This is a genomic window from Streptomyces diastatochromogenes, from assembly GCF_002242805.1.
GTDB lineage: Bacteria > Actinomycetota > Actinomycetes > Streptomycetales > Streptomycetaceae > Streptomyces > Streptomyces diastatochromogenes.
The window spans coordinates 136,847-162,294 of the sequence record NZ_MCGQ01000027.1; the positions used below are offsets into that span (position 1 = coordinate 136,847).

Genomic DNA, 25,448 nt, shown 5'->3' on the forward strand with positions numbered 1-25,448 from the left:
CTCGGCCGGTGGCACAGGTACGCCATGAACGGCGTGCGGGCAAGAACGCGGTGTCACATCCGGTCGCGCCCGCAGGCCTGGCCCGCGCCACGCCCCTGGACCCGACCGGACTCCGGGCTCACTGGGCGAGCTGCTGGTACATCGCCGTGAGGTCCTGCGAGAGGACCGACTTGACCCAGCGGGTGGTGTCGTCGCCGAGCACCTCGTACGCCCCGGACTCGATGCCGTCGAGGGCGGCCACGGCGATGTCGTGGGCACTGGCCTTCGGGGCGTCGAGCCCGGACGTCATGTCGGTGTCGACGTACGCCATGTGAAGGCCCGTCACCTGGATGCCGCGGGACCGGAGTTCCAGGCGCAGGCTGTTGGTCTGCGACCACAGGGCGGCCTTGGTGGAGCTGTAGCTGCTGCCGTCGGCGAGCCAGGACAGGGCGGAGTGGACGTTGAGGATGTGGCCGCCGCCGTTGCGCTCGATGACCGGCACGAAGGCGCGGGTGAGGAGCAGCGGGCCGTAGTAGTTGATCTCGAACTCGCGGCGGACGTCCTCCAGCGGCGAGCTGAGCACACGGGCGCCGGTCGAGGCTCCGGCGTTGTTGATCAGCACGGTCACGTCCGGCGCCTGCTCGGCCAGGGCCGCCACCGAGGCGGGGTCGGTGACCTCCAGGTGCAGCGGGACGGCGTCGGGGTGGGTGACGGTGCGCGGGTCGCGGGCGGTGGCGTACACCTTCCCGGCTCCCCGCGTGTACAGCTCCTCGACGAGGGCCTTCCCGATGCCCCGGCTGCCACCGGTGACGAGGACGACGGAGTTCTTGAGTGCGGTCATGGCAGTCTCCAGACAGGTGAAACCGATCGGTTTCCACCATCGTAAACCGATCGGTTTCCCGACTCAAGGCGGGGTGCCTCAGGGGTGCGCGGTGGGCGGCTCGCGCACGGTCCGCTCCTGGGTCAGGTCCGCGAGGAGCCGGGCTACGGTCACCGTCGGGTCGTCCTTGTGGGCGTGCCAGCGATCGAAGGTCTCGGCCGCCGCGTCGGCGAAGGTGCCGGGCAGTCCGGTGTCCCGCCAGGCCCGGGCGATCTCCCGCATCTCCGGCTCCCAGCGCCAGGCGCGCGGCCCGGAACTCGCCAGCTGTTCCGGCCGCGCCAGCGGGGTGCCGGGCAGCAGGTGGGCCGCCAGGTCCAGCAGGTCGTCCAGCACGCCGTGGCCGTCGGCGAGGGCGAGGGCCTGGGCGGCCAGGGCGTACGAGATCTTGTTGTAGGCGGCGAAGGCCAGTTTGAGCGCGGACGCCCGCCCGAGGGGCCCGTCCAGCGCGACCGGGGTGAGCAGGGTGCCGGCGAACAGCGCCGAGACCTCCTCGACGGCTGCCGCGTCTCCCGAGAGATAGAGCCTGGTCAGTGCTGCCGCGCGGGGAGGCGGGCCGGTGATTCCGCCGTCCACCACGGTGACCGCGCCGCCCTGGAAGAGGGCGCCGATCTCCGCCGTCGCCCCAGGGCTGATCGCGTTGGCGTCGACGTAGATCCCGCGAAATCCGGTGGCCGCGATCTGCCGGGCCACGTCGAGCGCGGCGGCGGGCGGGCACACGCTCAGGACGACGTCACACGTCCCCGCCAGCTCCGCCAGGTCGGCGGCGGGGCGCAGCCCGGCCTCGGCGGCCCGCTCCCGGGTGGCCGCCGAGCGCCCTTCCGGCACCCACCACACCCTTGCTCCCGCCATCACGGCCTGCGCCGCCACGCCCGCGCCCATGGCACCGGGGTGCACGATTCCCACGTCTCGCCCAGTCATGCCGGGACCCTAACGCCGCGCCGGCGCCTCGCCCTTCTCCGAAGGCCGCCGAAAACCGCTGCCCGTATGTAGCGATCATGACAATCGCGGGTACGCATGCCCGTATGCCGTTACGTCGATCACGATCGGGACGAACCAGGTTCGCGGCGGTCATCGCCGCCGTGGCACTCATCCTCGTGGGCTGTCAGAACGGAAGCTCCTCCTCCGACCACGGGCGGCAGGAGCTGACCGTGGCGGCGCTGCCGCTCACCGACTCGGCGGCCCTCTATCTCGCCCGGGACCGGGGACTGTTCGCCAAGGAGGGCCTGGACGTGCGCATCCGGCCCGTGCAGCAGAGCATCCAGGCGCTGCCCGCGCTGATCAAGGGCCAGGTGAGCGTGATCGCGAGCGCGAACTACGTCACCTACCTCCAGGCGTACGAGAAGGGCACCCTGGACCTGCGCATCCTCGCCGAGGGCGTCCGGATCGCCCCGCACATGATGGACGTCCTGGTGCCCAAGGACTCCGCCATCAGGACTCCGGCGGACCTCGCGGGCAAGAAGGTCGCCGTCGCCGTGCTCAACAACATCCAGTCGCTCACCCTGAACGCGATCCTCGACGCCAAGGGTGCCGGCCGGCCCGTGTACCGACAGATCCTCTTCCCGCAGATGGGCCCCGCTCTGGAACGGGGCCAGGTGGACGCCGTGCACGCCGTCGAGCCCTTCGACAGCGCGATCCGGGGCGAGTTGGGCGCCCGGGTGCTCCTGGACGGCGACTCACCGCCCGTGCAGGGCCTGCCCGCCAGCGGGTACATCACCACGCGCGACTTCGTGCAGAAGCACCCGAAGGCGGCGGCGGGCTTCCGGCGCGCCATCGAGGCGGCCTCGAAGATCGCCGCCCAGGACCCGGGTGCCGTACGCGCGGAGCTGCCGAAGTACACCAAGGTGACCGCGGACCAGGCCAAGGCGATCCACCTGCCCACGTATCCGGCGACCGCCGACCCCGCACAGCTGCGCCGGCTCGTCCGGCTCATGCGTGACCAGGGCCTGCTGGAGAAGGACCTCGACCCGGCGCCCCTGCTGGCCCGATGACCCGGCGTCGGGAGCTCCTGCTCGGCGTCCTCGGCGCGGCGCTGGCCTTCGGCGCCTGCGAGGCGGTCAGCCGGGCCGGGATCGTCCGGCGCAGCTATCTGCCGCCCGCCTCCGAAGTCCTGGCCCGCGCCGCACAGTTGGCGGGTGACGGAGCCTTCCTCGACGGGATCGGGGCCACGCTGCGGGCCTGGGCGCTGGGCCTCGGCCTCGCCTGTGCGATCGCCGTACCGCTGGGGCTGCTGCTGGGCACGGTGCCGGTCCTCGACACCGCCGTGCGCGCGGTGGTGGAGTTCCTGCGGCCGTTGCCCTCCGTCGCGCTGATCCCCCTGGTGTCGCTGCTGCTCGGTTCGGGCACCGGTGCGGAGGTGACGCTGATCGCGTACGCGTCCGTGTGGCCGGTGCTGTTCAACACCGTGTACGGCCTCGCCGAGACCGATCCCCTGGCCAAGGACACCCTGCGGGCCTTCGGCTTCGGACGGCTCGGGGTGCTGCTGCGGGTGGAACTGCCGGGCACCGCCCCGTTCATCGCCGCCGGGGTGCGGATCTCCGCCGCGGTCGCCCTGATCCTGGCCGTCGCCTCGGAGATCCTCTCCGGGTTCGGCGACGGGCTGGGCATCTTCATCGCCCAGGCCGAGACGGCCACGGACGGCACCCGGGACGTCCTGGCGGGCGTCCTGTGGGCGGGGACCCTCGGGCTGGTGATCAACGGGGTTCTGGTCGGCGCGGAGCGGCGGCTGTTCGCGTGGGCCCATGAACCCCGGGACGCACAGCGGCGGTTCGGGCCCGAGCGGCAAGGGGTCCGAGCGTGACGGCACAGGCGCGGTTCGGCCGCCGGATCCCGCGCGGCTCCGCGACCCACCGGGCCCGTACCGCCGTACCCTTTCTGCTGCGCTGGTCGGTGCTGCTGCTCGCCGTCGCCTGCTGGGAGGCGGCCGCCCGCAGCCAGGGCAGCGTGTACTTCCCGCCGCCGCTCCGCATCGCCCGCCACGCCCACGACCTGTGGTTCTCCGGGCCCGTGGGGCATGTCTTCCTCACCACGGCGGCCGTCGACAACGTCCTGCCCAGCCTCGGCCGGATGGCGGCCGGCTTCGCGATCGCCGCCGTCGCCGGGATCCTGCTGGGCCTCGCGGTGGGCCGCTCGCGCCGGGCGTACGCGCTGTGCAACCCGGTGCTCCAGTTCGCGCGGGCCGTCCCGCCGCCCGCCCTGGTGCCGGTGTTCGTCGTCGTCCTCGACTTCGGTACGCCGATGCAGGTGGCGTCGATCGCGTTCAGCGCCGTGTGGCCCGTGCTGGTCAACACGGCGGAGGGCGCCCGGGCCACCGACCCGCTGCGGCTGGAGGTGGCGGCGGTGCTGCGGCTGACCGGGCCGGAGCGGCTGTGGTTCCTCGTCCTGCCGTCCGCGCTGCCCCGGATCTTCGCCGGCCTCAGGCTGAGCCTGTCGCTGTCCCTGATCCTGATGGTCTTCTCGGAGCTGCTGCCGGGCACCGCCGACGGGATCGGCTTCACGCTCACCGACGCCCAGTCGCGCTCCGATCTGCTCACCGTGTGGGCCGCGCTCATGCTGCTCGGCGTACTCGGATACGTCCTCAACACCGGGCTGCTCGCGGTCGAGAGGCGGCTCATCGGCCCAGGGAGGGCAGCGTGACGACAACGGTGCGCGACGCGGTGGTCCGGTTCCTGCGCGACACCGGCATGACCACCGTCTTCGGCAATCCGGGCTCCACGGAACTGCGGATGCTCCGCGACTGGCCGGACGACTTCACCTATGTGCTCGGGCTCCAGGAGTCGACCGCCGTGGGCATGGCGGCCGGACACGCCCTCGGCACCCGGCGCGCGGCCTTCGTCAGCCTGCACTCGGCCGGCGGGGTGGGGCACGCGCTCGGCGCCGTCTTCAACGCCTTCCGCGACCGGGTGCCGCTGGTGATCGTGGCGGGGCAGCAGGCGCGCTCGCTGATCCAGCTGCGGCCGTTCCTCGGCGCCGACGAACCCGCCCTGTTCCCGCGCCCGTACGTGAAGTCCGCCCGCCAGCCGGAGCGGGCCGAGGACGTGCCGGCCGTGCTCGCCGAGGCGTACCGGATCGCGATGACGCATCCGCGCGGCCCGGTCTTCGTCTCCGTGCCCGAGGACGACTGGGACCGGCCCGCCGAGCCCGTCACGCCCCGCACGGTGCACTCCGCGTTCACGGCCGGCCCGGACGCCCTGGCCGCGCTCGCCGCCCGGCTCGGCTCCTGTACCCGCCCGGCCCTGGTGGTCGGCCCCGGTGTGGACGACGAGGACGCACTGGAGGAGGTCCGGGCGCTGGCCGAGCGGATCCGCGCCGGGGTGTGGATCAGCCCCCTCTCCGGCCGCTCCGGGTTCCCTGAGGCGCACCCGCTGTTCCAAGGGTTCCTGCCCCCGGTCGCCGGTCCGCTGGCCGCGCGCCTGGCGCCGTACGACGTGGTGGTGGCCCTGGGCGCTCCGGTGTTCACCTACCACGTGAGCGACGACGGGCCGCCGCTCGCGCCGGGCACCGAGCTGTTCCACCTGGACAGCGATCCGGGTCAGGCCGCCTGGCTGCCCACCGGCACCAGCATCCTGACGACCCTGCGGCCCGCCCTCACCCGGCTCACGGAGCTGCTGAAGGAAGCGGACCGCGACCCGCCACCGCCCCGCCCCGCGCCCCCGGCCGCCCGCGCCGGGCGGCACATCACCCCGGAGCTGTTCTTCGACCTGCTCAGCGCCCGCCTCCCGCGTGACCGGGTGCTCGTCGAGGAAGCCCCCAGTCACCGCGACGCCCTCCACGCGCGCGTACCCGTCGGCATGAGCGGCGGCTTCCTCACCACGGGCAGCGGAGCGCTCGGCTGGGGTCTGCCGCTGGCGGTCGGCCGCGCGCTCGCCGACCGGCGCCGGCTGGTGTGCGTGGTCGGCGACGGCTCCGCGCTCTACTCCGTGCAGGCACTGTGGAGCGCGGCCCGGTACGCGGCGCCGGTCACCTACGTCCTGCTCGACAACGGCGGTTACGCGGCCGTCCGCGCGCTGGGCCGCCGGATCGGTGTCGAGCCCGTCCCCGGTACGGACATCGGCGGCATCGACTTCGCGGCCCTCGCCGAGTCGTTCGGCTGCCCGGCGGCCCGCGCCGAGCACCCCGACGAGCTGCCGGCCGCCCTGGACCACGCCCTGGGCCGGCGCGACGACGCGGGCCCGTTCCTGCTCCAGCTGCGAGTGGCCGGCAGCGCGGGCACCCTCTACGAGCCCTGGGCCGGGTGACGGATGCTGCGCCTCGACTCGGTGACCCGGAGCTTCGGCGACCACCTCGTACTGGACCGCATCGAACTCACCGTGCCCGACGGCCAACTGCTGAGCGTGGTCGGTCCGTCCGGCTGCGGAAAGTCCACGCTGCTGCGCACCATCGCCGGGCTGCTGCCCGCGGACGAGGGCACGATCACGATCGACGGCACCCCGGTGGCCGGCGTGCCCGACCGGCTCGCGGTCGTGTTCCAGGACTACGGCCGCTCGCTGCTGCCCTGGCTCACCGTCCGCGACAACGTGGCCCTGCCGCTGCGGCGCCGGGGCCCTCGCCGGGCCGCCCGGCACGCCGAGGCCGAGGCCATCCTGGAACGCGTCGGCCTGCACGGGGTGGCCCGCCGGCATCCCCGGCAGCTCTCCGGCGGCATGCAGCAGCGCGTCGCCATCGCCCGCGCGCTGGTCTGCCGCCCCTCCCTCCTGCTCATGGACGAGCCGTTCGGTTCCCTCGACGCCCGTACCCGCGAGGACCTGGAGGACCTGCTCCTCGAAGTGCACCGCGCCGACGGCACGACCATCGTGTTCGTCACCCACGACATCGACGAGAGCGTGTACGTCGGCGACCGCGTCGTCGTCCTCTCCCCCGGCCCCGGCTCCCGCGTCGTCCAGGACGTGCCGGTCGGCCTGCCCGGCAAGCGCGACCAGCTCACCACGCGGGGCCTGCCCGCCTTCGTGGCGCTGCGCACGGAGGTGGGCCGGGCGGTGCGGCAGGGCGACTGAGGCGGGCATCCTGGGAGGCGTACCGGGAGGCCGGGAGGTGTGGGCATGCGGTGGTGGGCCGTGGGGTGCGCGGTGGCCGCGGTCGTCGTGCTGGCGGGGTGCGGGGCGCCGGCCGGCGGGGGCGGGGCGGCGGGTACGGGGACGTCCGGGAGGGGCTCACCGGCGGGCGCCTCCGCCTCGTCCGGCGGTGCGGCCACACCCACGTCCGCCGCGTCCGCGTCGGCCGCGTCGGCCGCGTCGCCCGCAAGCTGTGCCGCCGGGCACGTACAGGTCACCGTCTCCCCCGGTACCCGGGTCCGGCGGCTGTGCGTACGGCCCGGCGCAGTGGTGACCCTCGTTCTTCGGCCACGGGTGGACGACAAGCGCTGGACCGGCGTGGTGAGTTCCGCGCCCGCCCTCGTCGTGCCCGCCGGCTGGCAGGTGGACGCGGACGGCACCGCGCACGCCACCCTGCGCTGCGCGGGCACCCGGGGCGGAGCCGCCCGGGTCACCGTCTCCGCGAAGGCACCGGACGTGGCGGGTGCCCCGCGAGGCGTCTTCACGCTGGACGTGAACGTGGTGCCGTATCCGCAGAACGGGTGACCCCGCCGGCGGCGGAATCACCCGTTCCTCACTCGTCCGCGCCGATCAGTCGAGGTCGCGGAGCCTGATGGTGTAGATGCCTCGGCCGTGGGTGGCCGCGTACAGGGTGCCACCGTCGGGGCTGGTCTTGAGCTGGAGGACGGCGACGGCCGGGAGGTCGCCGACGCGCTGCCAGCTCGTACGGCCCGGGGCCCGGTAGACGACGCCGAGGTCGGTGGCGACGGCAAGGCCGCCGTCCGCCGTCACCAGCGCGGAGTCGGTGGGCACGTCGGGGAGGTTCGCCGAGATGTCCTTCCAGGTGGTGCCGCCGTCCGTGGACTCGAAGACATGGCCGACGCCCGCGCCCGGGCCCTCGGTCCAGTGCCGGGAGAAGCCGTTGACCGCGAGGAAGACGTGGTCGGCGTTCTTCGGGTCGACGGCGAAGCCGCTGAGGTAGCGGTTGGGTACGGTCCCGTCGACGGGCAGGGTGATGTCGTGCCAGCCGGTGCCGTCCGCGTTGCCGACGGCGATGCCCCGGGCGAAGCCCTGGTTGTTGCACGGTCCGCACCAGGCGGCGTAGATCTTCCCGCCGGAGGCCGCGACGGCGGTCGCGACGCGTCCGGCACCGAAGTCGTGGACGCTGGTCCACTCGGAGCCGCTGCGGATGGCGTAGCCATGGGTCTGCACCCAGATGTGGCGGCCGCCGGCGATCCAGGTGGAGCCGTTCTTCAGATCCGTCGCGAGCGGGGCGATGAAGCGGGCCTCGCTGGTGGCGTTGTCGGGCGGGGCGACGCCGTACGAGGTGGCCTTGCTCGCGTCGGTGGTCCAACTGCCGTCGTTGACGGCGCAGTTCTGGGTGACCTGGACGGCGAGGTAGACGTACTCCTGGGCGATGTCACAGCCGTTGGCGGGGTCGGTGAGGGTGTCGCCGCCGTCGCCGCCGAAGTTGGAGCCCATGACCTTGTCGTTGCCGCGCAGGACGGACTGGCCGTTGTCCTGCAGGCCGCCGGTGACGGTCAGGCCGCCGTGGTCGAGGTCCTTGCCGATGCCGACGGAGTAGTACTGGAGGGTGTCGATGGTGCCGTCGTTGAGGGACGTCCAGTCGGTGGCGTGGCCGGAGGCGTCCTGGGAGCCGGCGACCGGGCGCTTGTAGACGCCGCCGTCGTTGCCGACGTACACGTAGGACTTGCCGTGGTAGCGGCCGATCGCCACGCCGTGCTGGTCGGAGTGGGTGGTCTGGTGGCAGTCGCCGGTCTGCTCGGCGGGGTCGATGCTCCAGCAGGAGAAGGGGAAGTTCCAGTACGGGCCGACGGTGGACCAGGTGGTGCCGCCGTCCTTGGTCTCGTAGACCTCCTCGAGACCGGCGTACACGTGCTGCGGGTCGCCGGGGTCGACGGTGAGGAACTGGTTGTACCAGGCCTGCACGCCCGGCATGTAACCGGCCGTGGTCAGCGCCGAGTTGTCGGCGGCCAGGCCCTTGTAGTCGGCGATCTTCGTCCAGGGGCCGGTCGGGGAGCCCGACTTGGAGACGAAGATGCCCTCCAGGCCGCTGTCCGGGTTGGTGGCCAGCTGCTCCGGCGACTGCTCGATGGCGTAGTAGCGGGAGCCGTCGGCGGAGCGGGCGAAGGTGACGTTGCCGACGTTGTCGGCGTCGCCCGGCAGGTCGCCGAGGCCGCCGGTGATCCGCGTCCAGGTGCCGTCGGTGCGGCTGTAGAAGCCGTTGTAGTCGTCGCCGCTGCGCCAGCCGACGGCCAGGACCACCTTGGACGGGTCCTTGGGGTCGATGGCGATGTCGTTGGCGATGTTCTTGTACGGGGCGCTCGGATCGCCGGCTTTCGAACCGCCCGGCAGATAGTCGGGGTTGGGCGCGAACTCCAGCTTCCAGGGGCCGCTCAGCTTCTTCGTGGAGTGGCTCCAGACGCCCTCGCTGGTGGCCGCCCACACCGTGCCGCCGCCGAAGCGCAGCTCGTGGATGGTGGTGCTCTCCAGTTCGTCGCCGCCGACCCTGCGGCGCGCGGAGAACGTGCCGTGGTGCGGGTGGGCCAGGACGTAGACGCCGCTGCCGAGGTAGGCGTCGGCGTTGGTGGTGGCCTCGCCGGTGCCCAGCCACAGCCGGCCCGCGCCGTCGAGGGCGAGGGCACCGGTGGACTGCGCGGGCAGCCGGTCGCTGATGGGCTGCCAGTGGCCGCCTCCGCTGCGCGAGCGCCAGACTCCGCCGCCGGCGCTGCCCGCGTAGACGTAGCCGTCGTCGTCGGCCGCGAGGGCGGCCATCCGGCCGGTCACGTCGCCCGAGCCGCCGCTGGAGTTGGAGTCGATGTCGCGGTAGCGCGGGTCGTCGGAGTCGTACGGCAGGTCGGTGATGTTGCGCCACCTGCCGTCCGTGCTCGGCAGATTCCGGAGGCCGCGCCAGGCGGCGCCGTAGGCACCCGGTGCGACGACACCGGGTGAGGTGCGGGCCTCGGCGTACTGGTCGGCGCCCTCGGCGATCTCGTCCGCCTCGTTGCCGTCGTCGTCATCGGCCTGCAGGTGCGGGGACATGCTCTTGCCCACCGACTGCTCTCGCTCCTTGGCGAGTTGGCCGAGCGTACGGACTCCGAAGGGGCTGACGCCGCCGCGACCGGAGGCGGCGGACGGGGGTATCGCGACGAGCGCGGCGGAGGCGGTGAGCGCACAGACGGTGAACCACCGTCTTCTGCGGGTGGGCAGGGACAACGGGGACCTCCCAGAGGGGCATCGACTGCCGTCGCAGGAGACCCGACCACGCGGACGGGGGAACGTCCGCCACTTGGCGCGTTTTTGACAAGAACCTGCCAGTAGATGACCGTCCGGCCCACGATTTTCCAGCGCGGCCGGCGCCAGGTGGCGTCACTCCCTGCGAGCTGATGCGCCGGACAGGCTCTGGGTGCGCAGCCGGCCCGCCGTCCTCAGCAGGCGGTCGGCGGGCTCGCGCAGCCGGGGGTGGGCCAGGACCGTGTTGCGCAGGCCGCGTACCGGTCTGCGCCACAGCCGCCGGGCCATGGCCACGGGGTGCGCGCGGGCGGCGAAGCCCTCGCCGACCCGCAGTTCACGGGTCTTGAGCCAGTCCTTGTACTCCTTGTCGCCGCGGCCCAGGTCGACCAGGGTCACCCCGTTGCGGGCGGCCGCCTCGGCGGTCCTCAGGTGCATCATCAACCCGGGCGAGTAGTAGTGCAGTTCGGGGTCGTACGCGGTGAACCAGGCCGCCAGGACCGTGCTGGAGCGTGGGCCGAAGTGCGCGGCGACCGGTCGGTCACCGGCGTACAGCACGGACAGCACGCCGGTGAAGTGCTCCTCGCGGACATGGAAGAGGTGGTCCACCAGGTCCACGATCCAGGGCCGCGAGAAGCGGTCCATCCGTCCCGTGCGGCGGTACTGGGCGGACTTCCATTCCATGAGCGTGCGCAGGGCCCGCGGGTCCCGCTCGTCGAACTCGAACCGCACCTCGCCGAGGTCGCGCCCCAGTCGGCGTTCCTTCTTCAGCGTCGTCTTGGCCAGCCCCGGGTAGGCGCCGCGCAGCCACTCCGCGTAGCCGCCGTCGCCGGGCTTCACGTCGATCACCGGTGACGCGAAGGTGCCGGTGACGTGGGGGGCGAACGGCCGCTGTTCCTGGACGAGATGGTCGAACTCGAAGACGCTGAGCCCGCAGGCGCGCAGCAGCTCCCCGGTGTCCCAGGTGACGCCGGGCCGGTGCACCAGGGCCTGGCAGTCGGACAGCCCGAGTCCGACGGCCCGGCCGGTGCCCAGGGGCCCTCGCTCGTACGGGAAGAAACCGACGGGTTCGCCGCCCTCCCGCAGGACCGCCACCCGCGTCCCGCGCCGCTGCCGGCCGACCCCGATGGTGAACTCCGGGGCCAGGAACGGGTTGGCGTACTCGGGCGACTCGTCCATCGCCCGGTGCCAGGCCCCGCGCAGTGCGGAGGTCAGGTCACCGGGTCTGTGGATGGTGATCTCCACGTCAGCTCGACCGCCCTTCCGCCGGCTCCGCGAGTGATCTGTCGCGTGCGGCGCGGGCCGGTGAGGCGTGTGGACCCTGGCTCATGGATCGCATGGGCGACCGCTCCCCCCATGACGCGCCGAGCGCGTCCTGCCATCGTTTCTGCTGACGTTGACTCCCCGCCGTGTGCGTAATGCTCAAACGTCGCGAAACCGTACGCACACTGTCAAGGGTGCCTCAGGCGACAGATGGTCCGCCACGGGTCTGCGGACATCGGTGACGAGTCGGGATGCATGGCGTGAAGTGCACGCCCCCCTCGCCCTCAGCCCGGCCGCCGCTCCGATCGGTCCACGCCCGCCGTCAGGTCCTGGGTGCCGATCACCGACAGCAGGTCCAGCTGTGCGGCGCCCTCGGTGCCCGGCGGGGCGCTGAACCACAGCAGGCGCTGACGGCCGTCCTCGCTGAACAGGTTGTGGCAGTCCAGTTCGATGACGCCGAGCGAAGGGTGGACGATCCGTTTGTGGTCGGTACGGCGCAGGGCCACGTCCCGCTGCTCCCAGAGCGCGGCGAACTCCGCACTGCGGCGGCGCAGCGCGGCAACCATGCGGGTGACCTCGGCGTCCTTGGCCCGGCGGGCGGCGACCGCCTGAAGGTCGGCGACGAAGACCCGCGAGTGGTGCGGGTGGTCCTCGACGGGGTAGACGGCGCGGGCGCCGGGGTCGGTGAACCAGCGGTGGACGAAGCTCGCCTCGGGGCCCCGGGTGGTTGGGGGCGGGCCGAGGAGCGCCAGGGCGAGGGGGTTCTGGGCGAGGGTCTCGTGCAGGTCGTTGATGATCTGGGCCGGGGTGGTGGTGAGCCGGTCCAGCAGGCCGAGCAGGGCGGGCTGGGCGTGTGCCGCGGTGCCGTGGGCGGTCGGCACGGGGCGGTCGGCGAGGTGGAAGAGGTGGTCGCGTTCGTCGCCGTTCAGCCGCAGCGCGCGGGCGAGGGCGGCCAGCACCTGTGCGGAGGGCTGGGCGCCGCGACCGCGTTCCAGCTCGGTGTAGTAGTCGGCGGAGAGCCCGGCCAGCTGCGCGACCTCCTCGCGCCTGAGGCCCGGGACCCGGCGGCGGGGCCCGGCGGGCAGACCGACGTCGGCCGGACGGATCCGGTCACGGCGGGACTTCAGGAAGGCGGCCAGCTCCGAGTGGTTCACGCCCCCATGGTCTCCCCTGCCCCGGCGCGGAACCAGGGGTTGCCGACCCCAGGGTGAGGTGAGCCGTGGCTGCCGTCCGGACGGCGGCCCAGGCTGGAGGCGCACCCAGGAACCAACCCCTCCGGCACTCAGGAGTTCCCATGTCCACGCAGGAAACCGCGGCCACCCGCGTCGCGATCGTCACCGGCGGCTCCCGCGGCATCGGCCGCGAGACGGTGACCCGGCTCGCCGCGGACGGCTACGCCGTGGTGGTCGGGTACGCGGGCAACCGCGACCTGGCCGAGGCGGCCGTCCAGGACGTCACCGCGGCCGGCGGCCGAGCGGTCGCCGTCCGGGCCGACGTCGCCGACGAAGGCCAGGTCGCCGAGCTGTTCGAGACGGCCGCCCGCGAGTTCGGCGGGGTCGACGCCGTGGTCCACGCGGCCGGCCGGATGTATCTCGCGCCGATCGCCGAGCTGGACCTGGCGGAACTGGACGCCATGCACCGCACCAACATCCGCGGCACGTTCGTGGTCGCCCGGCAGGCGGCCCGGACGCTGCGCCGGGGCGGCTCGTTCATCGCCTTCTCCACCTCCGTGGTGGGCCTGTCCTTCCCGGCCTACGGCGCCTACAGCGCCAGTAAGGGCGCGGTCGAGGCGATGACCATGGTCCTGGCCCGGGAGCTGCGCGGCCGGGACGTCACCGTGAACGCGGTCGCCCCCGGGCCCACGGCCACCGATCTGTTCCTGGACGGCAAGGACCAGGAGACCGTCGCCAGGCTGGCCGCCCAGCCCCCGCTGGAGCGGCTCGGCACGCCCGCCGACATCGCCGAGGTGGTGGCCTTCCTGGCCTCCCCGGCCGGCCACTGGGTCAACGGGCAGGTCGTGCGCGCCAACGGCGGCATCGTCTGACACCCCCTCACCACTCCCCTTCTGCGAGGAATCATGACCACCGACACTCCCCTGACCGTCCTGGTCACCGGCGCCTCCAGCGGTTTCGGCGCGCTGACCGTGCGCGCTCTCGCCGACGCCGGTCACACCGTCTACGCGGGCATCCGGCAGACGGCCACCCGCAACGGGCCCGCCGTGGCCGCACTGGACCGGTACGCGGCCGAGCACGGCGTGGCCCTGCACGCGGCCGACCTCGACGTCACCTCCCAGGACTCGGCCGACGCGGCCGTCGCCCAGGTCCTGGCGGCCGAGGGCCGCCTGGACGTGCTGGTGCACAACGCGGGCCACATGGTCACCGGGCCCGCCGAGGCCTTCACCCCCGAGCAACTGGCCCAGTTGTACGACGTCAACGTGCTCGGCGCCCAGCGCGTCAACCGGGCCGCGCTGCCCCACCTGCGGGGGCGCGGCCAGGGCCTGCTGGTGTGGATCGGCAGCTCCAGCACCAGGGGCGGCTGCCCGCCCTTCCTGGCGCCGTACTTCGCCGCGAAGGCCGCGATGGACGCGCTGGCGGTCAGTTACGCGGCCGAGCTGGTCCGGTTCGGCATCGACACCGCGATCGTCGTCCCCGGCGCCTTCACCTCCGGGACCAACCACTTCGCGCACGCGGGCACACCCGCCGACACCGGGCGCGCCGACGCGTACGACGAGCGCTACGGCACCCTGCTGGCGGGCCTGGACCAGCGGCTCGGGGCGCTCGTCCCGTCGGACGCGGACGTGGCCGAGGTCGCCGAGGCGGTCGTACGCCTGGTGGACCTGCCGGCCGGCCGGCGGCCGCTGCGCACCCACGTCGACCCGAGCCGCGACGGCAGCGAGGTCGTGTCCGCGGTCGCCGACCGGATCCGCGTCGACTTCTTCCGCCGCGCCGGACTGGAGGATCTGCTCACTGCCGGCAGCTCGCTCTGACATCCCGTCAACCAAGGAGATTCACCGTGCCGTTCGCGAACTTCAAGGTCCCCGCCGGAAGCCTGGACGAGAAGCAGAAGGAGCTGATCGTCACCCGCGCCACCGAGCTGTACGCCGAGATCTACGGCGAGCGCGCCCGCGCCACCACGATGGTCCTGGTCGAGGAGGTCGCCGACGGCGGCTGGGGCATCGGGGGCGGTGTGCTGACCCTGGCCATGCTCCAGGAGTCGTCCGAGGACTGACTGGCGCACCCTGCCTCCCGGGACCACAGTGGATCACCGTCCGCAGCACCACGGCACCCACGAAAGGCGGTACGCCATGTCCCCCTCCGAGCCGGTTCCCCCGAAGCCCGGTGACCTGCTGGCCGCGATGCCGTTCGCGGCCGGGCTGGGCATCGAGCTGCGGGAGGCCACGGCCGAGCGCACCGTCGGCAGTCTGGCCTGGTCGCCGCAGGTCTGTACGGCGGGCGGTGCGCTGCACGGCGGAGCGCTGATGGCGCTGGCGGACAGCGTCGGTGCCGTGTGCGCCTACCTCAACCTGCCCGAGGGGGCGTCCGGTACCTCGACGGTGGAGTCCAAGACCAACTTCCTGCGCGCGGTCACCTCCGGCCACGTCCGTGCCACGGCTCGCCCGCTGCACCTGGGCGGCACCCTCCTGGTGGTGCAGACGGACCTGCACGACGACCGGGACCGGCTGGTCGGGCAGACCACGCAGACCCAGATCGTGCTCAGGAAGAACACCGACTGAGCGTCCCCGACCCGAAGGCCGGCCCCGGCATCCGCAGGGGCCGGCCTTCGTCGTGCCCGGCCGTGATCCGCACCGCCGTATTGACATGAACCTGCGTCAACCCCGAGGCTTCGTGCGTGAAGTTGCTCGATTGAAGCTTGTTTCGAGCGCTTACGCGCAGCAAGCGCAAGGACAGTCAATCCGCGATGGTGCGATGGGAGCTGTTCCGCCGTGCGAAGACTCCGACACCGTGTGCCGTGGCCGGCCTGGGTACCGCTGGGGCTGGCGGCCGCCCTGGTCCAGCCCGTGCTCACCGCCCCGGCACCCGCCGCGGCCGCCACGACAGCGGCCGGCGCCGTACTCGACTCCGCCCACAGCAGCGTCGACTGGCAGAGCCCGGTCTACGCCAAGGGCACGGGCGGCGGCCCCGAGAGCTGCCCCGCCGCCGACCCCGGCAACACCACCTGCGACCGCTTCGACCTGACCGTCTCGGTGCCGGACGGCTACTGGGACGACAACCCCGAGGGCGGGGTACCACTGTCGATCAAGTGGGAGAAGCCCTCCGACGACTTCGACCTGTACGTCTACGACGACCACGGCAAGCAGGTGGCGTCCAGCGCCGGTACCGCCGACCCCGAGGCCACGGTGATCCCGCGGGCGTCGGGGACGTACCACGTCCTGGTCGTGCCGTACGACGTGCACGACAACTCCTTCACGGGCACCGCCTATCTGCCGGCGACCACGGACGCCGGCGATCTCACGTCGTTCTCGGGCGGCGGCGGAAGCTACCGGATCCAGGCGGGCGGACTCACCGCCCGCGCGGACTTCCTGACGGGAGGTCAGCTCCGGCTCCAGGCGGACCCGTCGGGTTCGCTGAGCGATCCGGCGGGCACGGCCATCGTGCGCGAGGAGCCCGCGCTCCAGCGGCACACCTCCTCCTTCGACGCGGGCGACTACTACGGCATCCGCTCCCCGGAGGCCGTCCTGCGCGTGTACAAGAAGCCACTGCGGTTCGGGCTGTACAAGCCCGACAACCGCACCCGGATCTGGCAGGAGGACAAGCCGCTGCGCTGGTCCACCGGCGGGATGCGGCAGAGCCTCGCGCGGGGCACGGACGAGCAGTTCTTCGGCGGCGGCGAGCAGAACGGCAGTTTCTCGCACCGCGGGCGGACGATGTACGTGGCCAACAGCTTCGACTGGAACGAGGGCGGCTACAACAACTCCCAGCCGTTCTACCTCTCCAGCGCGGGCTACGGCGTCTTCCGCAACACCTTCGCGCCGGGCGTGTACACCTTCGGCGCGCCGGTCACCACCGGCCAGCAGGAACGGCGCCTGGACGCCTACTACTTCCTCGGTGACGCCAAGCAAGTCATCGGCAAATACACCGAGTTGGTGGGCAAGCCCTTCATGCCGCCCGTGTACGGCCTCGAACCCGGTGACTCGGACTGCTATCTGCACAACGCGAACCGGGGCGAGCGGCACACCCTGGACGCGCTGAAGATCGCCGACGGCTACACCGAGAACCAGATGCCGCTCGGCTGGATGCTGGTCAACGACGGCTACGGCTGCGGGTACGAGAACCTGGAGCAGACCGCCAAGGGGCTGCAGGACCACCACGCCCAGCTCGGCCTGTGGACCCAGGACGGCATCGACAAGCTCGCCGACCAGGTCAAGGCCGGCCAGCGGGTGGCCAAGCTGGACGTGGCCTGGGTCGGCAACGGCTACAAGTTCGCGCTGGACGCCTGCGACGCGGCGAAGAAGGGCATCGAGGACAACAGCGACGCCCGCGGCTTCGTGTGGCTGCCGGTGTCCTGGGCGGGCGCCCAGCGCTGCGGGGTGCTGTGGAGCGGCGACCAGAAGCTGTCCTGGGACTACATCCGCTGGCAGATCCCGACCTACGCCGGGGCGACCATGTCCGGCATCGCGTACAACACCGGTGACGTCGGCAGCATCTACCGCCACGACCCCAAGATGTACGCGCGCGACCTCCAGTGGAAGGCGTTCCTGCCGGCCATCATGACCATGGACGGCTGGGCCAGCGACATCACCACCGGCAAGCCCGCCGACCAGCAGCCGTGGCGGGACGGCGAGCCGTACACCTCCGTCAACCGCAAGTACCTGCAGCTGAAGGAGCGGCTGCTGCCGTACATGTACACGTTGTCCGCCCAGGCGGCGAAGACGGGCGTGGGCGCGGTGCGTCCGCTGTGGCTGGAGTACCCGGACGACCCGAACACGCTGGGCGCGCAGGCGAAGTACGAGTTCCTGTCCGGCCCCGACTTCCTGGTCGCCCCGGTCTACCAGGACTCCGACACCCGCGACGGGATCTACCTGCCCAAGGGCACCTGGACCGACTACTGGACCGGCCGCACCTACCAGGGCCCGACGACCCTGAACGGCTACCACGCCCCGCTCGACACACTCCCGCTCTTCGTCCGCGAGGGCGCGGTCGTCCCCATGTGGCCCAAGGGCACGACGAGTTGGCAGACCCGCGACCGGCACGAGCTGGACTGGGACCTGTATCCGTCCGCCCGGGGCACGAGCCGCTACACGCTCTACGAGGACGACGGCGTGACGCGTGACTTCGCAAAGGGGGCGGCAGCGAGCCAGCGGGTGTCGGTGCGCGCCGACGCGCAGGGGACGACCGTCTCGGTCGGCGCGAGCAAGGGCGACTACGCGGGCAAGGTGGACGCGCGGACGTACCGGTTCACCGTGCATGGTGATCACGCGCCCGAGCGTGTGCTCCTCGACGGGCGTCAACTGCCGGACTCCGCCTGGTCGTACGACGCGGACACCCACGTGACGACGGTCAGCACGCCGAGCCTGCCACTCGACCGCGGCTTCACCGTGCACCTGGTCGACGAGAGGTAAAGAGATCGTATGGTCTAGTCCAAAGAGCAAGTTGGTCTAGTCCAACTTATTGACGTGACCGCAACAGCTCCCGGAGGGTGGGGCCACTCCCCACCCCCACCCTCTGGAGACACCCAGTGAGACGTCTACACGCATGTCTGAGCGCGGCGGCGGCCGTCACCCTCGCCGCCGCGGGTACGGCCGCGCTCGCCGCGGGCAACGCCTCGGGCGCGACCACCGCGCTCAGCAACCGCTGGTACGCCGCCGCCCCCTATCTGATGCCGCTGGACAACGACCCGCCGGACGCGTCCGCGATCATGGACGCGACCGGCCTGAAGGCCTTCCAACTGGCCTTCGTCCTGGCCCCCAACGGCGGTGGCTGCTCCCCGACCTGGGGCGGCACGGCCGCGGTCTCCTCGGACACCGCCGTCCAGTCGGTGATCAACACGATCCGCGCCAAGGGCGGTGACGTCTCCGTCTCCATCGGCGGGTACGGGGGCACCAAGCTCGGGCAGACCTGCTCGGACGCCGCCGCCACGGCGGCCGCGTATCAGCAGGTCATCACCAAGTACGGGCTGCGCGCCATCGACTTCGACCTGGAGGAGCCGGAGTACGAGAACACCGCGGCGATCAAGAACGAGATCGGCGCGGCGAAGATCCTGCAGCAGAACAACCCGGGTCTGTACGTGTCCGTGACCACCGCCGGCACGGCGGACGGCACCGGCTGGTTCGGCAAGCAGATGCTGCTGGAGGCCAAGTCGCAGGGGTTCACCCCGAACAACTTCTCCATCATGCCCTTCGACGGCGGCTTCAACGGTGCGGCGAGCCAGACCGGCGCGCTGACCAACTTCAACTCGATCCTGCAGTCCACCTTCGGCTGGGACCAGGCGACGGCCTACGCCCACGAGGGCTTCTCCGGGATGAACGGCCGCAGCGACACCGGCGAGTACTTCACGCAGGCCGACTTCCAGACCGTGCTGGACTACGCCACCAGCCACAACATGGACCGCTTCACCTTCTGGTCCCTGAACCGCGACCGCCAGTGCACACCGGCCGACAACGGCGGCCGTACGTCGGGCACCTGCTCCAGCGTGGCCCAGAACTCCTGGGACTTCGCGAAGTACTCGGTGAAGTTCGCCGGGGTCACCCCGCCGACCAGCACGCCCACGCCCACCCCCACTCCGACCCCGACGTCCTGCAAGACCGCCTGGAGTTCGACGGCGGTGTACACGGCCGGGAACGAGGTCTCGTACAACAAGCACAACTGGAAGGCCAAGTGGTGGACCCAGAACGAGGTGCCCGGCGCCTCGGAGTGGGGTCCGTGGCAGGACGAGGGCGCCTGCTGAACCTCTTGACGTGTCAGGTTCAGACCTTTAACTTCACGGGTCACCGGCGACCAAGGATGCGTTCAGCGTTCATCATGCTGAACGCATCCGGGTCTGACGAAGGGACCCCCACATGCCCCGTTCCCGGCTCCTCGCGGCCACCACCGCCGCGGGCTTCGCCCTCACCCTCGCCGCCCTCACCGGCGGCAGCGCCGACGCGGCCGATCCGCATGTCGCGCCCGGCGGCAACTTCGACCTGTCGATATGGCAGCTCCAGGAGCCCGTCGGCTCGCCCGGCTCCCCGACCACCATCCCGTCGTCCCGGCTGCAGGGCGCGAACGGCTACCAGGACGCGTACTTCTACACCGACACCCGCGACGGCGCGATGACCTTCTGGGCGCCCGAGAAGGGCGTGACCACGCCGAACTCGAACTACGCCCGCTCCGAGCTGCGGGAGATGAACCGCAACGGCAGCGCCGCCGACTGGTCCCTCAGCGGATCCCACCGGATGAGCGCGACCCTGCGGGTCGTCTCCGTGACCAAGAACGTGTGCGTGGGCCAGATCCACCTCGGCTCCGGCGGCTCCTCCACCAAGCCGCTGCTGGAGCTGTACTACCACGCCGACGGCGACATCGTGCTCGGCACCGAGAACTCGCCCTCCGGCGGCCAGACCCCGCACACCGTGGGACACGTGTCGATCGGCAAGACGTGGAGCTACACCATCGCGATCTCCGGCGGGAACACCATCGAGCTGACCGTCAACGGCACCACCACCCGCTACGGCATCCCGTCGTCGTTCTCGCCGTACAAGCAGTACTTCAAGGCGGGTTCCTACAACCAGTCCTCCTCGGACAGCACCACGAACGGGGCCCGGGTCGCGTTCTACGGGCTGACCGTCCAGCACGGGTGACACGCCGCGCGACCTGCGCGACTGGTGCAACCGGGCGGACGGTCGTAGCGTCGAGGTGCACGCGGTCGGACACGGCACGACGGGTGGGAGCGGCCATGCGCGGATCACTGGTGGGAACGGCGGTCACCCTCGCGGCGGGGGCCCTGCTCACGGCGGCCATGACCACGGCCTCGGCCAGCCCGCCGTCCACGGCGCCGAAGGCCGAACCCGCGAAGCCCGTCCTGGTCGACTGCTTCTGGAACCGCCACGTCCGCCCGGCCGACTTCATCCTGGCCTGCGGCGACGGCAACAGCCGCCTGCTCGGGCTCCACTGGTCGCAGTGGGGTCGGCAGGCGGCGACCGCCGTGGGCGTGAACGCGGTCAACGACTGCAAGCCGTACTGCGCGGCCGGCAGGTTCCACTCGTACCGGGTGACCGTCCGCCTGGACCAACCGCGGCCGTGGAAGAAGCATCCGGACGTCGAGCACTACACCCGGATGAGCCTCACCTACGAGGGCGCCCGGCCGGAGGGCTTCAAGCAGGTCGTGACCTACCCGCTCTGGGACTGACCGCTGCGCCCGCGCCTCACCCGGGCAAGCCTCGTCCAGCGGTGTGCCGTGGGCCGCGCGGGCGACGCTGCGGCCCCGGCTCCAGGCCCCCGTGACCTGCGCACCGTCATGTTGGTGTGACCCCGCACGCCGGCGCCTCGCGCGCCGTCCGAAGAGAGGTCACATGCCCCGACTCCCGCGCCTGGCGAGTGCCGCCACGGCCGCCCTCGCACTCGGCCTGACCGCGGCCGCTCCCGCCACCGGCGACGAGCCGGTCGTCACCGACGCGCACATCGTCGCCCACTTCGACCTGCCCACCGGGCGGACGCCCGAGAACATCGCGCTCGAAGGGGACGGCTCCGCCGACCTCACCTTCGCCTTCGCCCGGCAGGTCGCCCACGTCGGCCTCGACGGGACCACCGACGTCCGCGCGACCCTGCCGGACGTGGCGAACCCGGACACGCCGCTCGTGCACAGCGCCGTCGTCACCGGCATCGCCCGCGCCCACGACGGCACCCTGTACGTCAACTTCGCGACCGGCACCGGTGAGACCGGCATCTGGCGCATCGCCCCCGGTGGCGGCACGCCCGAGCAGATCGCCGCGCTGCCGCCGACGGGGCTGCCCAACGGGCTGGCCCTCGACGAGCGCCGGGGCGTGCTCTACGCCGCCGACTCGGTGCTGGGCACCGTCTGGCGCGTCCCGCAGTCGGGCGGCCCGGCCACGGCCTGGGCCACCGGGACGCAGCTCCGACCGGCCGGCGGGTTCGGCGCCAACGGCATCAAGGTCCACCGAGGCGCCGTATGGGTGTCGAACAGCGACCGGGGAACGCTGTTGCGCATCCCCGTCCGCGAGGACGACACCGCGGGTCCCGTCGAGACCCAGGCCACCGCCCTCGACGGCATCGACGACTTCGCCTTCGCCGGCACGGGCCGCACCGTCCTGGCCGCGCTGAACGGGAGCGGCCGGGTCGCCCTGGTGGGCCGCGACGGCAGCCACACGATCGTCCTCACGCCGACGGACGGGCTGTCCAACCCGACCTCCGTGGCGGTACGCGGCCGGACCGTCTACGTGACCAGCGCCGCGCTCATCGCGCGGCACGATCCGAACCTGCTCCTCGCCCGCCTGCGCCACTACTTCGGCCGTCTGTAGGGCCAATCGCCGCGACCGGGTGTGCCCCGGCCGCGGCGAGCCGTGGATCAGGCGATCTCGACCAGCAGGTCGCCGCCCTCCACCTGCTGGATCCGGTTGATGGCCAGCCGGGACACCCGGCCCGCCTTGGTCGCGGTGATCGTGGCCTCCATCTTCATCGCCTCGATGGTGGCCACCGTCGCGCCGGCCGCGACCTCGTCGCCCTCGGCCACCGCGAGCGTCACCACACCGGCGAACGGCGCCGCCACATGACCCGGGTCGGCGCGGTCGGCCTTCTCCGTCACCGGCACGTCCGAGGCGGCCGCCCGGTCACGTACCTGGATGGGCCGCAGCTGGCCGTTGAGCGAGGACATCACGGTGCGCATACCGCGCTCGTCGGCCTCGCCGACCGCCTGCAGCTCGATCAGCAGCCGCACGCCGGGCTCCAGGTCGACGGCGTACTCCTTGGCGGGCCGCAGGCCGTAGAAGAAGGCCTTGCTGTCCAGCACGCTGGTGTCGCCGAAGGACTGCCGGTGCGTGTCGAACTCGCGGGTCGGGCCGGGGAACAGCAGCCGGTTGAGCGTCGCCCGCGTGTCCTTCGACAGCCCGTCGCGGTCCTCGGCGGACAGCTCGGGTGTCGGCTTGGGCTCGCCGCGGCCCTGGAGGGCCTTGGTGCGGAACGGCTCGGGCCAGCCGCCGGGCGGGGTGCCCAGCTCGCCGCGCAGGAAGCCGATGACCGAGTCCGGGATGTCGAACCTGTCGGGCGTGGCCTCGAAGTCCTCGGGCTTCACGCCGGCGCCGACCAGGTGCAGGGCGAGGTCGCCGACGACCTTGGACGACGGGGTGACCTTCACCAGGCGGCCCAGAATGCGGTCGGCGGCGGCGTACATGGCCTCGATGTCCTCGAAGCGGTCGCCGAGGCCGAGGGCGACGGCCTGGGTGCGCAGGTTGGAGAGCTGGCCGCCGGGGATCTCGTGGTGGTAGACGCGCCCGGTCGGGGAGGCTAGGCCCGCCTCGAAGGGGGCGTAGATCTTCCGGACGCCCTCCCAGTACGGCTCCAGGTCGCCGACGGCCTGGAGGTCGAGTCCGGTGGGCCGCTCGGAGTGGTCGGTGGCGGCGACCAGCGCCGACAGCGACGGCTGCGAGGTCGTACCCGCCATGGAGGCCACCGCGCCGTCCACCGCGTCGGCGCCCGCCTGGATCGCGGCGAGGTAGGTGGCGAGCTGGCCGCCCGCGGTGTCGTGCGTGTGCAGATGCACCGGCAGGTCGAACTCGCGGCGCAGCGCGGACACCAGCTTGGCGGCGGCCGGGGCGCGCAGCAGTCCGGCCATGTCCTTCACGGCGAGGACATGGGCGCCGGCCTCGACGATCTGCTCGGCGAGGCGCAGGTAGTAGTCGAGGGTGTACAGCCGCTCGGCGGGGTCGTTGAGGTCGGCGGTGTAGCAGAGGGCGACCTCGGCGACGGCCGTGCCGGTCTCGCGTACGGCGTCGATGGCGGGCCGCATCTGGCCGACGTCGTTGAGGGCGTCGAAGATGCGGAAGATGTCGATGCCGGTGGCGGCGGCCTCCTGCACGAAGGCGTCGGTGACCTCGGTCGGGTACGGGGTGTAGCCGACGGTGTTGCGGCCGCGCAGCAGCATCTGGAGGCAGATGTTGGGCACGGCCTCGCGCAGGGCGGCCAGCCGCTCCCACGGGTCCTCGGCGAGGAAGCGCAGGGCGACGTCGTAGGTGGCACCGCCCCAGCACTCCAGGGACAGCAGTTCGGGCAGGGTGCGGGCGACGACCGGGGCGACGGCGAGCAGGTCCCTGGTGCGGACCCGGGTGGCGAGCAGCGACTGGTGGGCGTCGCGGAAGGTGGTGTCGGTGACGCCGATGGTCGGCGACTCGCGCAGGTGCCGGGCGAAGCCCTCGGGGCCGAGGTCGACCAGCCGCTGCCGGGAGCCGGCCGGGGGCTCGCCGGCGGGCAGCGGCGGCAGCTTGGTGACCGGGTCGAGCAGGTCGGGGCGCTTACCGTGCGGCTTGTTGACGGTGACGTCGGCGAGGTAGGTGAGCAGCTTGGTGCCGCGGTCGGCGGAGCTGCGGGCGGTCAGCAGGTGCGGGCGCTGCTCGATGAACGAGGTGGTGACCCGCCCGGCCTGGAAGTCGGGGTCGTCCAGGACGGCCTGCAGGAACGGGATGTTGGTGGCCACGCCGCGGATGCGGAACTCGGCGACGGCACGCCGGGCGCGTCCGATGGCGGCCCTGAAGTCCCGGCCCCGGCAGGTGAGTTTGACCAGCATCGAGTCGAAGTGCGCGCTGATCTCCGTACCCGCGTGGGTGGTGCCGCCGTCGAGGCGGATGCCGGAGCCGCCCGGGGAGCGGTAGGCGCTGATCCGGCCGGTGTCCGGGCGGAAGCCGTTGGCCGGGTCCTCGGTGGTGATCCGGCACTGGAGGGCGGCGCCGCGCAGGGTGACGGTGTCCTGGGACAGGCCGAGGTCGGCGAGGGTCTCGCCGGAGGCGATGCGCAGCTGGGCCTGGACCAGGTCGACGTCGGTGACCTCCTCGGTGACCGTGTGCTCGACCTGGATGCGCGGGTTCATCTCGATGAAGACGTGGTTGCCGTCGCGGTCGAGGAGGAACTCCACGGTGCCCGCGTTGCGGTAGCCGATCTCGCGGGCGAAGCGCACGGCGTCGGCGCAGATCCGGTCGCGCAGCTCGGGGTCGAGGTTGGGCGCGGGTGCCAGCTCGATGACCTTCTGGTGGCGGCGCTGCAGCGAGCAGTCTCGCTCGAAGAGGTGAATGACGTTGCCCTCGCCGTCGGCGAGGATCTGCACCTCGATGTGGCGCGGGTCGACGACGGCCTTCTCCAGGAAGACGGTCGGGTCGCCGAACGCGGACGCGGCCTCGCGGGAGGCGGCCTCGATGGACTCGCGCAGCTGGGCGGGGTCCTCGACGCGGCGCATGCCGCGCCCGCCGCCGCCCGCGACCGCCTTGACGAAGACCGGGAAACCGATCTCCTCCGCGGCACGGACGAGTTCGTCGACGTCGTTGGAGGGCGCGGACGAGCCCAGCACGGGCACGCCCGCCGCCCGGGCCGCGGCGACCGCGCGGGCCTTGTTGCCGGTCAGCTCCAGCGTGTGCGCGCTCGGCCCGACGAAGGTGATGCCCGCCTCCTCGCAGGCGCGGGCGAGTTCGGGGTTCTCGGACAGGAAGCCGTAACCCGGGTAGACGGCGTCGGCGCCCGCCCGGCGTGCGGCGCCCACGATCTCCTCGACGGAGAGGTAGGCCCGCACGGGGTGCCCCGGTTCCCCGATCTCGTAGGCCTCGTCGGCCTTCAGCCGGTGCAGCGAGTTGCGGTCCTCGTGCGGGAACACGGCGACCGTACGCGCGCCGAGTTCGTAGCCCGCCCGGAACGCGCGGATCGCGATCTCTCCACGGTTGGCGACCAGCACCTTGCGGAACATCATGGATTCCCTTCAGCTGCCTGCCGGCGACGAACACCATGGTGTCAGCCATGCCTTGCGGTACGTCGCGGCAACATTAGGGTGCGCCCGCACGGGTCGAAGTGCGAAAAGCGTCACATTGACGTGGCACGGACATGCCGGTGAGAGCCGTTCCG

General features: G+C 72.4%; 20 protein-coding genes and 1 pseudogene. 15 read left to right on the forward strand and 6 right to left on the reverse strand.

The annotated features are described in order from the left end of the window. Nucleotides 1-118: 118 nt before the first annotated feature. Both BEK98_RS29695 and BEK98_RS29700 read right to left on the reverse strand, forming a co-directional pair. The gene (locus tag BEK98_RS29695; protein WP_094219767.1) at nt 119-820 is read right to left on the reverse strand and encodes an SDR family oxidoreductase; all 702 of its coding nucleotides are present in this window, start codon (nt 818-820) and stop codon (nt 119-121) included. Between the two features lie 78 nt (nt 821-898). After that, nucleotides 899-1,777 carry a DUF1932 domain-containing protein gene (locus BEK98_RS29700; protein WP_094219768.1) on the reverse strand — a complete coding sequence of 293 codons (879 nt, stop codon included), beginning with the start codon at nt 1,775-1,777 and terminating at the stop codon, nt 899-901. 161 nt (nt 1,778-1,938) lie between these two features. On the opposite strand from BEK98_RS29700, the gene BEK98_RS29705 reads away from it, so the two are divergent. Genes BEK98_RS29705 through BEK98_RS50230 form a run of 6 tightly spaced genes read left to right on the forward strand, consistent with a single transcriptional unit; the run spans nt 1,939 to nt 7,431 of the window. Then, complete coding sequence (locus BEK98_RS29705) at nt 1,939-2,847, forward strand: ABC transporter substrate-binding protein (RefSeq protein ID WP_244202060.1); 909 nt, start codon at nt 1,939-1,941, stop codon at nt 2,845-2,847. Continuing rightward, nucleotides 2,844-3,656, forward strand: coding sequence for an ABC transporter permease (locus BEK98_RS29710; protein WP_094219770.1), 813 nt, complete (start codon nt 2,844-2,846; stop codon nt 3,654-3,656). Before BEK98_RS29705 ends, BEK98_RS29710 begins: the two co-directional genes overlap by 4 nt. After that, nucleotides 3,653-4,492, forward strand: a complete 840-nt coding sequence (locus tag BEK98_RS29715) for an ABC transporter permease (RefSeq protein WP_094219771.1) — start codon at nt 3,653-3,655, stop codon at nt 4,490-4,492. The genes BEK98_RS29710 and BEK98_RS29715 overlap by 4 nt, the downstream gene beginning before the upstream one ends. Continuing rightward, complete coding sequence (gene mdlC / locus BEK98_RS29720) at nt 4,489-6,093, forward strand: benzoylformate decarboxylase (RefSeq protein ID WP_094219772.1); 1,605 nt, start codon at nt 4,489-4,491, stop codon at nt 6,091-6,093. The genes BEK98_RS29715 and mdlC overlap by 4 nt, the downstream gene beginning before the upstream one ends. 3 nt (nt 6,094-6,096) lie before the next feature. Continuing rightward, on the forward strand, nt 6,097-6,849 hold the full coding sequence (locus BEK98_RS29725) for an ABC transporter ATP-binding protein (protein ID WP_094219773.1): 753 nt from the start codon (nt 6,097-6,099) through the stop codon (nt 6,847-6,849). 45 nt (nt 6,850-6,894) lie between these two features. Further along, nucleotides 6,895-7,431 carry a hypothetical protein gene (locus BEK98_RS50230; RefSeq protein ID WP_244202061.1) on the forward strand — a complete coding sequence of 179 codons (537 nt, stop codon included), beginning with the start codon at nt 6,895-6,897 and terminating at the stop codon, nt 7,429-7,431. 45 nt (nt 7,432-7,476) lie between these two features. On the opposite strand, the gene BEK98_RS29735 is transcribed toward BEK98_RS50230, so the two are convergent. From BEK98_RS29735 to BEK98_RS29745, 3 genes are all read right to left on the reverse strand, one after another. Continuing rightward, on the reverse strand, nt 7,477-10,122 hold the full coding sequence (locus tag BEK98_RS29735; RefSeq protein WP_094219774.1) for a beta propeller repeat protein: 2,646 nt from the start codon (nt 10,120-10,122) through the stop codon (nt 7,477-7,479). Nucleotides 10,123-10,275: 153 nt separating this feature from the next. Beyond that, entirely contained in the window at nt 10,276-11,382 is a 1,107-nt protein-coding gene (locus tag BEK98_RS29740; RefSeq protein WP_094219775.1) for a GNAT family N-acetyltransferase, read from the reverse strand. 302 nt (nt 11,383-11,684) lie between these two features. Then, nucleotides 11,685-12,554, reverse strand: a complete 870-nt coding sequence (locus tag BEK98_RS29745; protein WP_094219776.1) for a helix-turn-helix transcriptional regulator — start codon at nt 12,552-12,554, stop codon at nt 11,685-11,687. A gap of 140 nt (nt 12,555-12,694) precedes the next feature. On the opposite strand from BEK98_RS29745, the gene BEK98_RS29750 reads away from it, so the two are divergent. The 9 genes and pseudogenes from BEK98_RS29750 (at nt 12,695) to BEK98_RS29790 (ending at nt 21,871) form a co-directional block, all read left to right on the forward strand. Next, entirely contained in the window at nt 12,695-13,444 is a 750-nt protein-coding gene (locus tag BEK98_RS29750) for an SDR family oxidoreductase (protein WP_094219777.1), read from the forward strand. Between the two features lie 33 nt (nt 13,445-13,477). Further along, on the forward strand, nt 13,478-14,386 hold the full coding sequence (locus BEK98_RS29755; RefSeq protein ID WP_094219778.1) for an SDR family NAD(P)-dependent oxidoreductase: 909 nt from the start codon (nt 13,478-13,480) through the stop codon (nt 14,384-14,386). A gap of 26 nt (nt 14,387-14,412) precedes the next feature. Next, a complete protein-coding gene (locus BEK98_RS29760; protein ID WP_094219779.1) occupies nt 14,413-14,628 on the forward strand; it encodes a tautomerase family protein in 216 nt (71 codons plus the stop codon). Between the two features lie 76 nt (nt 14,629-14,704). Continuing rightward, the gene (locus tag BEK98_RS29765) at nt 14,705-15,133 is read left to right on the forward strand and encodes a PaaI family thioesterase (RefSeq protein WP_094219780.1); all 429 of its coding nucleotides are present in this window, start codon (nt 14,705-14,707) and stop codon (nt 15,131-15,133) included. A 675-nt stretch (nt 15,134-15,808) separates the two neighbouring features. Further along, nucleotides 15,809-17,965 (forward strand): annotated as a pseudogene (locus BEK98_RS29770) (glycoside hydrolase family 31 protein); the annotation flags it as partial. A 131-nt stretch (nt 17,966-18,096) separates the two neighbouring features. Beyond that, entirely contained in the window at nt 18,097-19,305 is a 1,209-nt protein-coding gene (locus tag BEK98_RS29775) for a carbohydrate-binding protein (RefSeq protein WP_094219781.1), read from the forward strand. A gap of 112 nt (nt 19,306-19,417) precedes the next feature. Continuing rightward, nucleotides 19,418-20,194 carry a polysaccharide lyase family 7 protein gene (locus tag BEK98_RS29780; protein ID WP_094219782.1) on the forward strand — a complete coding sequence of 259 codons (777 nt, stop codon included), beginning with the start codon at nt 19,418-19,420 and terminating at the stop codon, nt 20,192-20,194. A gap of 95 nt (nt 20,195-20,289) precedes the next feature. Continuing rightward, a complete protein-coding gene (locus tag BEK98_RS29785) occupies nt 20,290-20,742 on the forward strand; it encodes a hypothetical protein (protein WP_094219783.1) in 453 nt (150 codons plus the stop codon). Between the two features lie 163 nt (nt 20,743-20,905). Continuing rightward, the gene (locus BEK98_RS29790) at nt 20,906-21,871 is read left to right on the forward strand and encodes an SMP-30/gluconolactonase/LRE family protein (RefSeq protein ID WP_094219784.1); all 966 of its coding nucleotides are present in this window, start codon (nt 20,906-20,908) and stop codon (nt 21,869-21,871) included. Between the two features lie 47 nt (nt 21,872-21,918). On the opposite strand, the gene BEK98_RS29795 is transcribed toward BEK98_RS29790, so the two are convergent. Continuing rightward, nucleotides 21,919-25,293 carry a pyruvate carboxylase gene (locus BEK98_RS29795; protein WP_094219785.1) on the reverse strand — a complete coding sequence of 1,125 codons (3,375 nt, stop codon included), beginning with the start codon at nt 25,291-25,293 and terminating at the stop codon, nt 21,919-21,921. Nucleotides 25,294-25,448 lie beyond the last annotated feature (155 nt).